The organism is Flavobacterium sp. AC274, from assembly GCF_979258275.1.
Window position 1 is genome coordinate 309251 of record NZ_OZ409852.1, and the last position, 16459, is coordinate 325709.

The following is a 16459-nucleotide window of genomic DNA, read 5'->3' on the forward strand; positions in this document are numbered from 1 at the left end:
TTAAGAATTGAAGAATTCAGATTGGAAAATCTAAAAACTAATAAAAGATTGCAGAATGTAGATTATAGGTTGCAGATTGAAAAATCTAAAATCAGAAATCTAAAATCTAAAATTAAGAATGGAAAGAAAACATTACAAACAAGAAATAAACATGACTGAAGCATTGATGACTCGCATCAATGAATTGATCAGTCATTATCCTGAAGACAAAAGAAAATCAGCTTTGTTGCCTGTTTTGCATGAAGTGCAGGACGCACACGACAACTGGCTAAGTATTGAGTTGCAGGATAAGGTTGCTGAAATTTTGCACATCAAACCAATTGAGGTTTACGAAGTGGTTACTTTTTATACCATGTACAACCAGAAACCAATTGGAAAATACATGTTCGAATTCTGCCAGACTTCTTGTTGTTGTTTAAATGGTGCCGAAAATTTAATGGATTATACTTCTGAAAAATTAGGTATTAAAATGGGAGAAACAACTCCAGATGGAATGTTTACCATTGCCGGAGTAGAATGTTTAGGTGCCTGCGGATATGCTCCGATGATGCAATTAGGCGATTTCTACAAAGAAAAATTGACAGAAGAAAAAATCGATCAGTTAATTGCTGATTGCAGAGATGATAAAATAATATTACACGATAAATAATATGTCACAAAAAATATTATTAGATAAAATCAACATTCCAGGAATTAAAACCTACGAAGTATATCGCCAAAATGGTGGTTATGCTTCTGTAGAAAAAGCTTTGAAAACACTTACGCCAGACGAAGTTGTTGAAGAAGTAAAAAAATCAGGACTTCGTGGTCGTGGTGGTGCTGGTTTCCCAGCTGGAATGAAATGGAGTTTTATTGATAAAAAATCAGGAAAACCAAGACATTTAGTTTGCAATGCCGACGAATCTGAACCAGGAACTTTTAAAGATCGTTATTTGATGGAATTTATTCCTCATTTATTGATCGAAGGAATGATTACTTCAAGTTTTGCCTTAGGCGCTAACTTATCCTACATCTACATTCGTGGAGAATATATGTGGGTTTTCAAAATTTTAGAAAGAGCAATCAACGAAGCAAGAGCTGCCGGTTGGTTAGGAAAAAATATATTAGGAACAGGTTACGATTTAGAACTTCATGTTCACTGTGGAGCCGGAGCTTATATTTGTGGAGAAGAAACTGCACTTATTGAATCTTTGGAAGGTAAAAGAGGAAACCCTCGTATTAAACCGCCATTCCCGGCAGTTTCAGGACTTTGGGCAAATCCAACAGTGGTAAACAACGTTGAAACTATCGCAACTGTGCCTTGGATCATCAACAATTCTGGTGATGATTATGCTAAAATCGGAATTGGACGTTCAACGGGAACTAAATTAATTTCTGCTTCAGGACACATTAAAAATCCTGGTGTTTATGAAATTGAATTAGGATTGAGTGTTGACGAATTCATGAATTCTGATGAGTATTTAGGAGGAATGTCTTCGAGCAGACCTTTGAAAGCGTTTGTACCTGGAGGATCTTCAGTGCCAATTTTACCTGCTGAATTAATTTTCAAAACAGCAAATGGTGAAGATCGTTTAATGACTTACGAATCTTTAAGTGATGGTGGTTTTGCTACCGGATCGATGTTAGGTTCAGGAGGATTTATCGTTTACAATGATACTGCTTGTGTAGTAAGAAACACTTGGAATTTTGCACGTTTTTACCACCACGAATCTTGTGGACAATGTACACCTTGTCGTGAAGGAACAGGCTGGTTAGAAAAAATATTGTGGAGAATCGAAAACGGTCAAGGCCGCGAAGAAGATATCGAATTATTGTGGAGTATTCAAAGTAAAATCGAGGGTAACACAATTTGCCCGCTTGGAGATGCAGCTTCTTGGCCGGTAGCAGCAGCTATTCGTCATTTTAGAGATGAATTTGAATACCATGTTCGTTTCCCTGAAAAAATTAAACATAGAGATCACTTTGTTGCTGAACCTTTTTCGCAAGTTAAGCATTTAGTAGGCGGTAAAGTAATCGTATAAAAAATATAAGCAGAAAGTTATAAAGTTAACAATATAAAAAAGGACAGCAATTCTTTTCAATATTCCGACTTTCAACATTCAAATCAATAAGAGATGAAAGTAACCATAGACGGTCAAAGTATAGACGTAGAGCCAGGAACAACGATTCTACAGGCTGCACGTATGATTGGTGGAGATTTGGTACCGCCAGCCATGTGCTATTACTCAAAATTAAAAGGCAGCGGCGGTAAATGTCGTTGTTGTTTAGTTGAAGTTTCTAAAGGAAGTGAAGCTGACCCAAGACCAATGCCAAAATTAATGGCATCTTGTGTAACAGGATGTATGGACGGAATGGAAGTAAACAGTAAATCTTCTGACAGAGTAACGGAAGCCCGTAAATCTGTAACAGAATTTTTATTGATCAATCACCCATTAGATTGCCCAGTTTGTGATCAAGCCGGTGAATGTGATTTACAAAACTTAAGTTTCGAGCACGGAAATCCGAAATCACGTTTTATAGAAGAAAAAAGAACATTCGAGCCAGAAGATATTGGTCCGAATATTCAATTGCATATGAACCGTTGTATTTTATGTCAAAGATGTGTACAAGTTGCAGATCAGTTGACTGACAATAGAGTACATGGAGTATTAGATCGTGGAGATCATGCTAATATTTCTACTGGTATCTCAAAAGCTATTGATAATGAGTTTTCTGGAAATATGATCGATGTTTGCCCGGTTGGAGCATTAACCGATAAAACTTTCCGTTTCAAATCAAGAGTTTGGTTCAACAAACCTTATAATGCTCACAGAGAATGTACAACTCCAGGATGTTGTGGAAAAACAACAGTTTGGATGTTTGGAGGAGAAATTCAGCGTGTAACTGGTCGTAAAGACGAATATCATGAAGTGGAAGAGTTTATCTGTAACTCTTGTCGTTTTGATCATAAAAATGTAAACGATTGGACAATTGAAGGACCAAGAGAATTTGAAAAAGATTCTGTTATCAATCAAAATAACTACACTCAAAAATTAGAGAAAGTAGAAATCGATACTGAAAAAACTATCCTTATGGGTAGAGACATAGACCGTAAAAAAATTAGTATGGCTGAAATTCCATTAAACACTAACAACAAAATTTCTTAATGATGGTAGATGGTACGTTTATTATAGAGAAAAGTGTTGTAATTGTTGTGGTTTTTGCCATAACAATGATCATGGCAATGTATTCTACCTGGGCTGAACGTAAAGTTGCGGCTTTTCTTCAGGATCGTGTAGGACCAAACCGCGCCGGTTGGGGAGGGTTATTACAACCGCTTGCAGATGGTATGAAATTATTCTCAAAAGAAGAGTTTTTTCCAAACACACCTAACAAATTTTTATTTGTTGTAGGACCGGCAATTGCCATGAGTACAGCTTTAATGACAAGTGCGGTAATTCCTTGGGGAGACAAATTACACATTTTTGGTCGTGATGTTCTTTTACAAGCAACTGATATTAATATTGGTATTCTATATATTTTTGGAGTACTTTCTATTGGAGTTTATGGCATCATGATTGGTGGATGGGCTTCTAACAATAAATTCTCTTTAATGGGAGCTGTTCGTGCAGCATCTCAAATGGTTTCTTACGAAGTCGCAATGGGATTATCAATGATTGCTTTGTTGATGATGACCGGAACTTTAAGTTTAAGAGAAATTTCTCTTCAACAACAAGAAATGAACTGGAACGTATTTTACCAACCTTTATCTTTCTTGATTTTCCTGATTTGTTCGTTTGCAGAAACTAACAGAACTCCTTTTGATTTAGCAGAATGTGAAAATGAATTAATTGGAGGTTATCACACAGAATATTCATCAATGAAAATGGGATTCTATTTATTTGCTGAATATGCGAGTATGTTTATCTCAGCTACTATCATATCTGTTTTATTCTTTGGAGGATATAACTATCCTGGAATGAGCTGGATGGTAGAACATGCAGGAGTAAATATTGCTAATATATTAGGAATTGCAGCATTGTTTGCAAAATTATGTTTCTTCATATTTTTCTATATGTGGGTACGTTGGACAATTCCAAGATTTAGATACGATCAATTAATGAATTTAGGGTGGAGAATTTTGATTCCGCTTTCAATTATTAATATAATGATTACGGGTGCTGTTATTTTGAGACACGATATAGCTGCCGCTTTAGGATTCTAAAACCGTATTGTCAGCTTCAAATAAAAATAAATAGATTTAGAATTTGATTTTACCGTCAAATTGCGAATCGTAAATCATACATTATAAAATGTCAATAGAAACTATATCATTATCGGGTAGAAAAAAGATGGTCTCTAATAAAGAGATGACTTTTTGGGAGCGATTGTATCTTGTGGCGATTGTGAAAGGATTATATATCACCCTTAAACATTTATTCAGAAAAAAGTGACGATTCACTATCCTGAGCAAGTGCGTGAAATGAGTCCGGTTTATCGTGGTCAACACCAGTTAAAACGTGATGAACAAGGTCGTGAAAACTGTACAGCTTGTGGATTATGTGCTTTATCATGTCCTGCTGAAGCAATCACGATGAAAGCTGCAGAACGTAAAGCAGATGAAAAACATTTGTATAGAGAAGAAAAATACGCATCTATATATGAAATCAATATGTTGCGTTGCATTTTCTGTGGTTTATGTGAAGAAGCATGTCCGAAAGATGCAATTTACCTGACTACTTCAAAAGTTTTGGTTCCATCAAGTTATGAAAGAGAAGACTTTATTTTTGGAAAAGACAGATTAGTGATGCCTCTTGATGTGGCAATCAAAAATGCTCAACTTAATAATGCTAACTAAATGATACATATTCCTGATTTTGCACACGCAACAACTGTACAAATTATATTTTGTTTCTTAGCGTTTATTACGGTAATCACCGCTTTCCTGACCATTTTTAGCAGAAACCCAATTCATAGTGCTATTTATCTAGTGATTTGTTTTTTCTCAATTGCTGGCCACTATTTACTATTGAATGCTCAATTTTTAGCTATAGTACATCTTATAGTTTATTCCGGAGCAATTATGATTTTGTTCCTGTTTACAATTATGTTGATGAATCTTAACGAACGTCATCAAGTACACAGACCAAGAATTACACGCTTGGGTGCAATTGTCTCTTTTTGTTTGATTTGCATTGTATTGATTGCAATTTTCATTAATTCAAAACCAATTGTTGGTGATTACGATTCGACCGGAGAAGATTTCCAATCTATTAAAGTATTGGGTAAAATATTGTTGAATGAATATATGGTTCCGTTTGAATTTGCTTCAGTTTTACTTTTAGTAGCGATGATTGGAACTGTACTATTGTCTAAAAAAGAAAAATTAAATAAATAATGGGTAATATATTAAATCAAATAGGTATTGAAAACTACATCTTTTTAAGTGTTGTGCTTTTCTGTATTGGTGTTTTTGGTGTATTGTATAGACGAAATGCAATCATTGTATTCATGTCTATCGAAATCATGTTGAATGCTGTTAACCTTTTATTTGTTGCTTTTTCAACTTATCATCAAGATGCGCAAGGACAAGTTTTTGTATTCTTCTCGATGGCAGTTGCTGCGGCAGAAGTTGCAGTTGGATTGGCTATTTTAGTTTCGATCTTTAGAAATTTAGGTTCGATTAGTATCGATAATTTAAAAAATTTAAAAGGATAAATGGAAATGGATACCAATTTAGCTTTAGTCTTAGTTTTATCTCCTTTTTTAGGATTTTTAATCAATGTTTTTTTCGGGAAAAGCTTAGGAAAAACGGTTTCGGGTATTATCGGAACAGTTGCCGTAGCAGTTTCTTTTGTGGTTACTCTTATACTTTTTAATCAAATTACTTCAACTGGAAAAGCCATTCAGGTAACTTTATTTGACTGGATCCAGATCAGTAATCTTCATATTGATTTAGGATTTTTATTAGATCAACTCTCTGTTCTTTGGTTGCTTTTTGTAACCGGAATTGGATCATTGATTCACTTATACTCTATCAGTTACATGCACGACGATGAGAATATGCATAAGTTTTTTGCATATTTGAATCTGTTCATATTCTTCATGATTACATTGGTAACCGGAAGTAACTTATTAGTATTATTTATTGGATGGGAAGGCGTTGGACTTTGTTCGTACTTATTAATTGGATTCTGGCATAAAAACCAGGATTACAATGATGCTGCGAAAAAAGCTTTCATCATGAACAGAATTGGAGATTTAGGTTTATTAATCGGAATGTTCATTCTTGGTGCAATGTTCTCCACCTTAGATTATGCAACTTTAAAAACGGCGATTGCCGGAGCGACAAATCTAAACATACCTTTGCTTTCGTTAGCAGCTTTATGTTTGTTTATTGGAGCTTGTGGTAAATCAGCTCAAATTCCGTTATACACTTGGTTACCTGATGCGATGGCTGGACCGACTCCGGTTTCGGCATTGATTCACGCAGCGACGATGGTTACTGCAGGTATCTTTATGGTAACGAGATTAAACTTTGTTTTTGATTTAGCGCCAGATGTTCAGACTGTAATTGCAATAGTTGGAGCTGTAACTTCATTAGTTGCTGCAACAATTGGTTTGGTTCAGACTGATATTAAAAAAGTATTGGCCTACTCTACCGTGTCTCAATTAGGTTTAATGTTTTTAGCCTTAGGATTCGGTGCTTATGAAGTAGCTGTTTTCCACGTAATTACACATGCTTTCTTTAAAGCTTGTTTGTTCTTAGGATCAGGATCTGTAATTCACGGATTGCACGGAGAGCAAGATATGCGTAAAATGGGTGGTTTGCGTAAAGCAATGCCAATCACTTTCTGGACTATGTTGATTTCATCATTAGCGATTTCAGGTGTGCCATTTTTCTCTGGTTTCTTCTCTAAAGATGAAATTTTAATGACTGCTTTTCACCACAGTATTCCACTTTACGTTATTGGATCTGTTGCTTCAATCATGACGGCATTTTATATGTTCAGATTGATGTTCCTTACTTTCTTTAAAGATTTTAGAGGAACTGAAGAGCAAAAACATCATTTACATGAAAGTGACGGTTTAATTACTTTCCCTTTAATGATTCTTGCAGTCTTAGCTACTTTTGGCGGATTAATTAGTTTGCCTGAAAATAGTTGGTTAAACGAATATTTGGCTCCGCTTTTCACGAAAGTGGCAGGTGAAGAACATCATTTAGGAACTACAGAATATACTTTAATGGGTGTTGCTGTTTTAGGCGGATTGTTAGGGATTTTAATTGCCTACATCAAATACTTCAAACAAGATAATGTTCCTGAAGCAGATGAAAACATTACTGGTTTAACAAAAGTACTTTACAACAAATATTATGTTGATGAAATTTACGACGCAATATTTGTTCGTTCTATAAACGGATTATCAAGATTCTTTAGAGATACTATCGAAACAGGTTTATCATCACTTGTATTCGGATTAGGAAAAGTAACCAATGAAATAGGTTTTCAAGGTAAAAAATTACAAAACGGAAGCATCGGATTATATCTTTTTGCCTTTGTTTTAGGTCTTTGCGCCATTGTTTCCTATATATTTTTAGCTAAATAATTTAACAACTATGAACGTTTCTCTTATATTAATTATTCTTTTAATTGGTGCATTTGCCACTTATTTTGTTGGTGACAAACTAGCTTCAAAAGTTGCTTTGTTCTTTAGTTTAGCGGCTTTAGGCTGTTCTTTAGTATTGTTAAGTCATTTTAATGCAGGCGAAAACATTAGTTTTGTCAACGCCTGGATTACACAACCTAAAATTTCATTCGTTTTAAATGCCGACGGATTAGCAATTGCAATGCTTTTGTTAACTGTTGCACTAACGCCAATCATTATATTTTCTTCTTTTGGAAATGAATATAAAAATGCTAAAGGTTTTTATGCTTTAATCTTATTTATGGCCTTTGCTATGACAGGAACTTTCCTTGCGGCAGATGGACTTTTATATTATATTTTTTGGGAATTATCACTTATTCCTATATATTTTATTGCCCTTATTTGGGGGAATGGTGATGCTGAAGAACGCAGAAAAGCAGTTGTAAAATTCTTTATTTACACACTTGCAGGATCTTTATTTATGTTGATTGGTTTTATCTATTTATATACAAAAGCAAAAAGCTTCCTTATCGAAGATTTATACAAATTGAATTTATCTGCTTGTGAGCAATTATGGATTTTCCTTGCATTCTTTTTAGCTTATGCTATTAAAATTCCAATCATTCCATTTCATACATGGCAGGCAAGCGTTTACCAAAAAGCACCAACAGTTGGAACAATGCTTTTATCTGGTATTATGCTAAAAATGGGATTGTATAGTGTTATTCGTTGGCAATTGCCAATTGCGCCACTTGCAGCAAAAGAATATATGAACATTTTTATTGCTTTGGGAATCGCTGGAGTTATCTACGGATCTATTGTTGCTTTAAGACAAAAAGATTTAAAAAAATTATTGGCTTATTCATCATTAGCGCACGTTGGGTTAATTGCTGCCGGAACTTACACTTTAACAATAGACGGTTTACGCGGAGCAGTTTTGCAAATGATTGCACACGGTTTTGTTGTAGTTGGTTTATTCTTTGCTGCTGAGATTATCTTTAGAAGATTTGAAACAAGAGAAATTGACGCAATGGGCGGAATTCGTATTCAATCTCCTAAATTTACTTCAATGTTTTTGATTTTGGTTTTAGCGTCAGTTGCTTTACCAAGTACTTTTAACTTTGTTGGAGAATTTACCGTTTTATATAGCCTTTCTCAAATTAATGTTTGGTTTGCTGTTTTAGGCGGAACAACGATTATATTAGGAGCTTATTATATGCTTAAAATGTTTCAGAATGTAATGTTGGGAGATACAAATTCTAAAACTTTTGCAGATGTTTCTGTTAATGAAGGAATATCATTTCTAGTAATTATTGCGGTTTTAATATTCTTCGGATTTTATCCAAAACCAATTACAGATTTGATAACACCAAGTTTAGAAACTATCTTAAACGTTATCAATAAAAATTAATATTTTAAATAAAAATAAATTAGGGCATCATTAGTTTTCGGTTTCCTAAATCAAAAAAACAAAAATGAATACATTAATAGCTATAACAGGATTGGGTATTTTCTGCCTATTATTTGAAATTCTTAATTTAAGAAAAGCCATTATTCCATTTACGATAATTGGATTACTGGCTGTTTTGGCACTTAATTTTTCAGAATTCGGCACAACAGAAAGTTATTATAATAACATGATTACAGTGAGTAAATTCTCTACTGCTTTTTCATCGTTGTTTATTATTCTGACCATTTTCCTGGTAGCGCTAAGTCATAATTTTTATGAAAACCATCCCACTAAAATCTCAGATTTTATTGCTATAAAAATATTTTTATTAGCTGGTGGTGTAGCAATGGTTTCTTTTGGCAATCTGGCTATGTTTTTCTTAGGAATCGAAATTCTATCTATTGCATTATATGTTTTAGCAGCGAGTGACCGTTTGAATTTAAAGAGTAACGAAGCTGGTATGAAATACTTTTTGATGGGATCTTTTGCATCAGGAATTATTTTATTTGGAATTTGTTTGATCTACGGAGCAATGGGAAGTTTTGATGTTGCCGAAATTCACGAAAGTTCATTATCTGCAGAATTACCAATCTGGTTTCCTATCGGAATGATCTTGATGATTATTGGTATGTTCTTTAAAATAGCAGCAGTTCCATTTCACTTTTGGGCTCCGGATGTTTATGAAGGTTCTCCGGCTTTAACAACTGCCTTAATGAGTACATTAGCTAAAGTAATAGCTATAGCAACCCTTTTTAAATTAATTTCGGGATTAAATTTTATTCCATCGCTTGAAAATCAGGAACTTTTAGGAACTTTTGAAAATATTGTCGTGATTGTATCTATTGCGTCAATGACTGTTGGAAACATTATGGCATTACGCCAGGTAAATGTAAAACGTATGCTGGCATTCTCAGGAATTTCACATGCTGGTTTTATGTTGATGACTTTCTTGACTATTTCAACTTCTGCGGGTGTATTGTTATATTATACTGCAGCATACGCTTTAGCAGGAATTGCATCTTTTAGTGTTATCTTATATGTTTGTAAAAATCAGGATAACGAAGATATTACCAACTTCCACGGTCTTGGAAAAACGAATCCATTATTGGCTGCTATTTTAACAGGATCATTGTTATCTATGGCTGGTATTCCAATTTTTTCAGGTTTCTTTGCTAAATTATTCTTGTTTGACCAAACGATTCAGGCTGGTTATATAGCATTGGTAATTGTAGCAGTTATTAATTCAATTATTAGTGTTGGATATTATTTTAAACTAATTCTGGCAATGTATTCTAAAGAAGCTAACGAAGAACGTACCGGAAAACCATTTCTTATATATGCTGTTGCTGTAATCTCTATTGCATTAAATATTGTACTTGGATTATTTCCTTCATTAGTTTTAGATTTATTGAGATAAAAAATTCATTAAAAAATATATAGAAAATCCATTCTCTTAACGAATGGATTTTTTATTTTAAGATGAATTTATTCCGAAGAAAAAATCATGTTAAAAAAAATGAAGAACTAATTGCACATCAAAAAAACTCCATATATTTGGGGTCAATTAAATGTATTAAAATATGAACTTCAATTCAAAAAATCCATTTTTAAGCAACAAGCGTTTTTCATCAAATGCTGTGTCAAAAGCTGAAGAGGTACACCAAGCACAAATTATTGATTACAATCAGGAAATGAGTGTTTCGGGTACAATCAATAAAACAGCAATTTTATTTTTAATTTTATGCGGAGCTGCTATGGTAACATGGTGGATGGCGTTTAACGGAATTAATATTATGCTGCCAGCGATTGGTGGTGCCGTTGTTGGACTTATTTTAGTTGTAATTTCTGCATTTAAACCACATCTTTCTCCTTATCTGGCTCCCGGATATGCCTTGTTTGAGGGACTATTTATTGGTGGTATATCTGCTATTTTTGAAGCAATGTATCCTGGAATTGTGATTAACGCAGTTGGTGCAACTTTAGTTACTTTTTTAGTTTGTTTAGGTTTATATAAATTTAGAATCGTAAAAGTAACAGAACAATTCAAGTCAGTAGTGGTTGCCGCTACATTAGCAATAGCAACTTATTATTTAATTTCATGGCTGGTATCTATGTTTACAAGCTTTACTCCTGTACATCATGGAAATTCTATGATGAGTATTGGAATTAGTGTTTTTGTTATTATTATTGCTGCTTTGAACTTATTTTTAGACTTTGATCAAATTGAAAAAGGAGTACAGCAAAGAATGCCAAAATTTATGGAATGGTACGGTGCAATGGGTTTAATGGTAACATTAGTTTGGTTATACATTGAATTTTTAAGATTATTATCAAAATTATCCAGTAAAGACTAATCTCTTTTTTAATCATAAAATCTAAGGCCTTTTTGAAAATTCAAAAAGGCCTTTTTTATTGCAAAATATTAGTTCTCCACATCTTTTTTTAATTGAAATTATGTTGTGAATTAACTTTTCACAATACTATTATCAATAAAGTTTTTAACGCCAAAAAGCAAAACTCCATTCTTGTTTATCAAAATTTAAGTCCAAATTGAGACAAAAAACTCATTGCAGTTATACTATTTAAAACAAATTAACAGTCTTTTTCTGTACTTTATTCCTTTTCTTTTATTACTCTAAAATCTCCTATTTATAATTAAAATAATTTGATTATAAAATTTAACCCGTACTTAAAAGTGTAGTAAAAATAATACTTAAGAAATATTTTTCATATTATGTAATAAATTACAATTAATGCAATTTATTACATAATACATAATTTAACATAATATTTTTTATTATATATGTTTTTTTATGATAAAAATATTTTGAATATCGAAATTTTATTTATTTTTGTGTAATCGATTACAATAAAACCACTTTTTGTAATTAGTAAATAACCACAAATTATTCTTTACTAACCTTAAACCAACTATTATGAAAAAAAACTTACTAATTTTGATTTTTTTGCTATCTATGCAATCATGGGCGCAACAAATTACCGAATCTACAGGATGGCTCGAATCTGTATTTGTAAAATGGCAACCTGTAAGCAATGCTCAATCGTATAATGTATACTATACAGGCGAAGGAATTACTGATCGAAAAATTGACAATCAGCTTATTCGCAGTTATGGATCTTATTTCCGTGCGGACATTCCCGGGCTAAAAGCCGGCACCTACACCGTAAAAATAAAACCTGTAATTTCAGGAACAGAAGGAACAGGCACAACAACAGGCTCACTTACTGTGAAAGCACAGGATCGAACTGGCTTCGCTTTTTCAAACGGACGTGTGCCAGGTGGTTACAATGCTGATGGTACGATAAAAAGTAATGCTGTAATCCTATACATTACAGAACAAACAAAAAATACTGTATCACTAAATGTTACGGGAGCAACAACAAATCCCTGCGTAGGTTTACAAACTATTTTGGATGGATACAAGAAAGGCCAGGATTTACGCCCACTAATTGTTCGTTTGGTGGGACAAATTACAGATCTATCGTATATGCAAAGTGGCGATATAGCGATAGAAAATAATAAAAACGCATCCAGCTATATTACTCTTGAAGGTATTGGAAACGATGCTGTAGCAGACGGATGGGGAATAAGAATTAAAAACGCTTCTAATATCGAAGTTAGAAATATTGGAACTATGAACTGTAACAGCAGCGAAGGTGATAATATCGGATTACAGCAAAACAACGATTATGTTTGGGTACACAACTGCGATTTATTCTATGGAGATGCAGGAAGTGATGCTGATCAGGTAAAAGGAGACGGAGCAATGGATTGCAAAAAGTCAACTTATGTTACGTTTTCATATAATCACTTTTGGGATTCGGGAAAATCAAATCTATTAGGATTAAGCGAAGGAACAACTGCGGGATTATACATCACGTATCATCACAATTGGTACGACCATTCTGATTCTCGTCATCCTCGTGTGCGCTATTATTCAGCTCACGTTTACAATAATTATTATGACGGAAATTCAAAATACGGCGTAGGATCAACATTAGGTTCATCTGTTTTTGTTGAAAATAACTTTTTCCGTAATTGCAAATATCCAATGCTAACTTCGATGCAGGGAACTGATGTATATAACGGGGCTGAAGGAACTTTTTCAAGTGAAAATGGCGGAACAATAAAAGCATTCAACAACACGATTAGCGGGCAAACACGTTTTGTAGGTTATGACGCAAGCACAAATCCGGTTGAATTTGATGCTTATATTGCTTCAACAAGAAACGAAACTATCAGCAGCAGTATAAAATCTAAACAGGGCGCTAATACTTACAACAATTTTGATACTAATTCGAGTGTTATGTATTCTTACACTCCTGATAGCCCTGAAACTGCAAAAACAAATGTAATGCAATATGCAGGGCGCGTTTCTGGCGGAGATTTAAAATGGACTTTCAATAATGCTGTAGATGATACTGCAGATGCTGTTAATACAGCTCTTAAAGCTGCCCTTGTGAATTATCAGACAACTTTAGTATTTGTTCAGGATGGGACAAATAATCCTCCTGCAAGCTCTCAAACTTTAACTTCAACTACAAACAATAACCAAACCGTTACAAGTGGTACAGCAATTGGTTCTATTGTATTTACATGGGGAGGAGATGCTACTGATGCAACTGTAACCGGTTTACCTGCATCAGGAATAAGCTTTGTGAAAAACACAACAGCAAAAACAATCACAATTACAGGAACACCAACTGCAACTGTAACCTATTCTATTGCTACAACAGGAACAGGAACACCAGCAACGGGATCTGGAACTATAACTGTTACAGCAACTTCAACACAAACTTTAACTTCAACTGCCAATAATAATCAAACAGTTGCGAGCGGAACTGCAATAGGTTCAATCGTATTTACATGGGGAGGTAGCGCAACAGATGCAACAGTAACAGGATTACCGGCATCGGGAATTAGTTTTGTGAAAAACAGTACTGCAAAAACGATTACTATTACGGGAACACCAACTGCAACTTTATCTTATTCAATCGCTACAACCGGATCATCCGGAACAGCTGCAACAGGATCTGGAACAATAACGGTAACAACAAATAATCCAGGTGGAAATGAAATACACAATTTTACAGCTTCAGGAAAAACGAGTTCTTTCTACAACATAACGGGAAATCTATCTACAACAAAAGGAACTGCAACATACAACGGCTTGACATTGACACAATGCCTTAAAATTGAGTCATCTACAAGTATAACTTTTACAACAACTCAGTCAAGCACTTTGACTTTGGTATTTGTTGAAACGGCGGGAACAATTAAAGTGGACAACGTAGATAAAACTGCTTCAGGAGGAATTGTGACTGTGACACTTGCTGCAGGAAACCATACAATAACAAAAAAAGATACAGCTAACTTATTCTATATGAACACGCAATATAGCGGAAGCACTTTACGTATAGCACAAATACCAACTGCAGAAACAGAAACCGCAAAAGTTGTTTTATACCCTAATCCTGTTACTAATGTATTATACCTTTCTAATTCAGACCAAACAGTAGAAAAAATTGAGATTTATAATATTTCGGGAACATTGGTCAATTCATCAGGGAAAAATACCGAAAGTATCGATATAAGCAAACTTATTCACGGAACTTATCTTGCGAAAATTTACACATCCAATGGTACAATTAATCAAACCATTCTAAAGAAATAATTGCTAACTAAATTTTAAAAGAAAGGCTTCCGTATTTGGAAGCCTTTTTTCTTAATTATCATTTAATTTAATTACAAATCAAACTTTATACCTTGTGCCAATGGCAAACTTGTTGTGTAATTAATGGTATTGGTTTGACGACGCATATAAATTTTCCAGGCATCAGAACCTGATTCACGTCCGCCTCCGGTTTCTTTTTCTCCACCAAAAGCTCCACCTATTTCAGCTCCTGAAGTTCCGATATTTACATTTGCAATACCACAATCAGAACCAACTACTGATAAAAATCTCTCAGCTTCACGCAAATTATTTGTCATAATAGCCGAAGACAATCCCTGACCTACTCCATTTTGAATTTCGATAGCACTATCTACATCGCCCGAATATTTAATTAAATATAAAACCGGAGCAAATGTCTCATGCTGTACAATTGCAAATGAATTTTGAGCCTCGGCAATTGCAGGTTTTACGTAACATCCACTTTCATAACCTTCTCCTGAAAGAACTCCACCTTCAACCAGAATTTTTCCTCCTTCGGCAACAACTTTATTTAATGCAATTGCATACATTTCAACTGCATGAGTGTCGATTAGGGGGCCAACGTGATTATTTTCGTCAAGCGGATTTCCTATGCGTAATTGCTTGTAGGCCGCAACCAAAGCATCTTTTACTTTATCATAAATACTTTCGTGAATAATCAAACGACGCGTCGATGTACAACGTTGTCCTGCCGTTCCTACAGCACCAAAAACAGCACCAATTACGGTCATTTTAATATCTGCATCCGGAGTTACAATTATGGCATTATTTCCTCCTAATTCTAAAAGCGATTTCCCTAAACGCCCTGCAACTGCCTGAGCTACGATTTTTCCCATTCTGGTTGAACCTGTTGCAGAAATTAACGGAATTCGTGTATCTGCCGTCATTAATTCTCCTATTTTGTAATCGCCATTAATCAGGCACGAAATACCTTCTGGTAAATTGTTTTCCTTGATAACCTGAGCAATAATATTTTGACAAGCGATTCCGCATAAAGGTGTTTTTTCAGAAGGTTTCCAAACACAAACATCTCCTGAAATCCAAGCTAAAGCTGTGTTCCAGGCCCAAACTGCAACCGGAAAATTAAATGCTGAAATAATCCCCACAACTCCCAATGAATGATATTGCTCATACATACGGTGTCCCGGTCTTTCAGAATGCATGGTTAATCCGTGTAATTGTCTTGATAAACCAACGGCAAAATCACAGATATCAATCATTTCCTGAACTTCACCGTAGCCTTCCTGCAATGATTTACCCATTTCATAAGAAACTAATTTACCAAGAGCTTCTTTATTCTGACGTAATTTTTCTCCAAACTGGCGTACAATTTCTCCACGTTGCGGAGCCGGAATTAAGCGAAATGTCTTGAAAGCTTCTGTTGCAGCCTGCATTACTTTTTCGTAATCTTCCTGAGTTGACATTTTTACCGAAGCAATCAATTTTCCGTCAACAGGTGAAAAACTATCTAAAATTTCTCCTGATGAAAAATTATTGATTCCTGTTGATGTTCCTTCATTTATCAATTTGATGCCCAATTTATCCAGAGCCTCATTCATTCCAAATTGCGATGCTATTGTTGTCATTGTAACTTTTTTAGTTAAAATTGTTATATTTTTATGTAAAGATATTATTTTCGAATTGAAAT

12 protein-coding genes and 1 pseudogene are annotated in these 16459 nt (G+C 34.3%); 12 read left to right on the forward strand and 1 reads right to left on the reverse strand.

Annotated elements, in window-relative coordinates:
- Positions 1-118: 118 nt before the first annotated feature.
- The 12 genes and pseudogenes from ACZZZT_RS01395 (at position 119) to ACZZZT_RS01450 (ending at position 14772) form a co-directional block, all read left to right on the forward strand.
- On the forward strand, positions 119-649 hold the full coding sequence (locus ACZZZT_RS01395; protein WP_029271565.1) for a complex I 24 kDa subunit family protein: 531 nt from the start codon (positions 119-121) through the stop codon (positions 647-649).
- Position 650: 1 nt separating this feature from the next.
- The gene (gene nuoF, locus ACZZZT_RS01400) at positions 651-2021 is read left to right on the forward strand and encodes an NADH-quinone oxidoreductase subunit NuoF (RefSeq protein ID WP_463459186.1); all 1371 of its coding nucleotides are present in this window, start codon (positions 651-653) and stop codon (positions 2019-2021) included.
- Between the two features lie 93 nt (positions 2022-2114).
- Entirely contained in the window at positions 2115-3146 is a 1032-nt protein-coding gene (locus ACZZZT_RS01405; RefSeq protein ID WP_042563252.1) for an NADH-quinone oxidoreductase subunit G, read from the forward strand.
- On the forward strand, positions 3146-4204 hold the full coding sequence (nuoH, locus tag ACZZZT_RS01410; protein ID WP_207384878.1) for an NADH-quinone oxidoreductase subunit NuoH: 1059 nt from the start codon (positions 3146-3148) through the stop codon (positions 4202-4204). Before ACZZZT_RS01405 ends, nuoH begins: the two co-directional genes overlap by 1 nt.
- Positions 4205-4292: 88 nt before the next feature.
- Positions 4293-4837, forward strand: a pseudogene (locus ACZZZT_RS01415) (NuoI/complex I 23 kDa subunit family protein).
- Entirely contained in the window at positions 4838-5377 is a 540-nt protein-coding gene (locus ACZZZT_RS01420) for an NADH-quinone oxidoreductase subunit J family protein (RefSeq protein ID WP_042563250.1), read from the forward strand. It abuts the pseudogene before it with no gap.
- A complete protein-coding gene (gene nuoK, locus ACZZZT_RS01425) occupies positions 5377-5697 on the forward strand; it encodes an NADH-quinone oxidoreductase subunit NuoK (RefSeq protein ID WP_026982591.1) in 321 nt (106 codons plus the stop codon). Before ACZZZT_RS01420 ends, nuoK begins: the two co-directional genes overlap by 1 nt.
- Before the next feature lie 6 nt (positions 5698-5703).
- Positions 5704-7587, forward strand: a complete 1884-nt coding sequence (nuoL, locus tag ACZZZT_RS01430; RefSeq protein ID WP_463459187.1) for an NADH-quinone oxidoreductase subunit L — start codon at positions 5704-5706, stop codon at positions 7585-7587.
- A gap of 10 nt (positions 7588-7597) precedes the next feature.
- Positions 7598-9037, forward strand: a complete 1440-nt coding sequence (locus ACZZZT_RS01435; RefSeq protein ID WP_463459188.1) for a complex I subunit 4 family protein — start codon at positions 7598-7600, stop codon at positions 9035-9037.
- 64 nt (positions 9038-9101) lie between these two features.
- Entirely contained in the window at positions 9102-10493 is a 1392-nt protein-coding gene (locus tag ACZZZT_RS01440; protein WP_463459189.1) for an NADH-quinone oxidoreductase subunit N, read from the forward strand.
- Between the two features lie 163 nt (positions 10494-10656).
- A complete protein-coding gene (locus tag ACZZZT_RS01445; RefSeq protein ID WP_042563247.1) occupies positions 10657-11430 on the forward strand; it encodes a Bax inhibitor-1/YccA family protein in 774 nt (257 codons plus the stop codon).
- Positions 11431-12012: 582 nt separating this feature from the next.
- The gene (locus tag ACZZZT_RS01450) at positions 12013-14772 is read left to right on the forward strand and encodes a pectate lyase family protein (protein WP_463459190.1); all 2760 of its coding nucleotides are present in this window, start codon (positions 12013-12015) and stop codon (positions 14770-14772) included.
- A 71-nt stretch (positions 14773-14843) separates the two neighbouring features.
- On the opposite strand, the gene amaB is transcribed toward ACZZZT_RS01450, so the two are convergent.
- Entirely contained in the window at positions 14844-16397 is a 1554-nt protein-coding gene (gene amaB, locus ACZZZT_RS01455; protein ID WP_463459191.1) for an L-piperidine-6-carboxylate dehydrogenase, read from the reverse strand.
- Between the last annotated feature and the right edge of the window lie 62 nt (positions 16398-16459).

Excerpts from the sequence above, each read along its gene's own strand:
- ACZZZT_RS01405 (WP_042563252.1), top strand. The coding sequence starts at position 2,115 with ATGAAAGTAACCATAGACGGTCAAAGTATAGACGTAGAGCCAGGAACA.
- nuoF (WP_463459186.1), top strand. The coding sequence starts at position 651 with ATGTCACAAAAAATATTATTAGATAAAATCAACATTCCAGGAATTAAA.
- nuoH (WP_207384878.1), top strand. The coding sequence starts at position 3,146 with ATGATGGTAGATGGTACGTTTATTATAGAGAAAAGTGTTGTAATTGTT.
- amaB (WP_463459191.1), bottom strand. The coding sequence starts at position 16,397 with ATGACAACAATAGCATCGCAATTTGGAATGAATGAGGCTCTGGATAAA.
- ACZZZT_RS01435 (WP_463459188.1), top strand. The coding sequence starts at position 7,598 with ATGAACGTTTCTCTTATATTAATTATTCTTTTAATTGGTGCATTTGCC.
- ACZZZT_RS01420 (WP_042563250.1), top strand. The coding sequence starts at position 4,838 with ATGATACATATTCCTGATTTTGCACACGCAACAACTGTACAAATTATA.
- ACZZZT_RS01440 (WP_463459189.1), top strand. The coding sequence starts at position 9,102 with ATGAATACATTAATAGCTATAACAGGATTGGGTATTTTCTGCCTATTA.
- ACZZZT_RS01450 (WP_463459190.1), top strand. The coding sequence starts at position 12,013 with ATGAAAAAAAACTTACTAATTTTGATTTTTTTGCTATCTATGCAATCA.
- ACZZZT_RS01445 (WP_042563247.1), top strand. The coding sequence starts at position 10,657 with ATGAACTTCAATTCAAAAAATCCATTTTTAAGCAACAAGCGTTTTTCA.
- nuoL (WP_463459187.1), top strand. The coding sequence starts at position 5,704 with ATGGATACCAATTTAGCTTTAGTCTTAGTTTTATCTCCTTTTTTAGGA.
- nuoK (WP_026982591.1), top strand. The coding sequence starts at position 5,377 with ATGGGTAATATATTAAATCAAATAGGTATTGAAAACTACATCTTTTTA.
- ACZZZT_RS01395 (WP_029271565.1), top strand. The coding sequence starts at position 119 with ATGGAAAGAAAACATTACAAACAAGAAATAAACATGACTGAAGCATTG.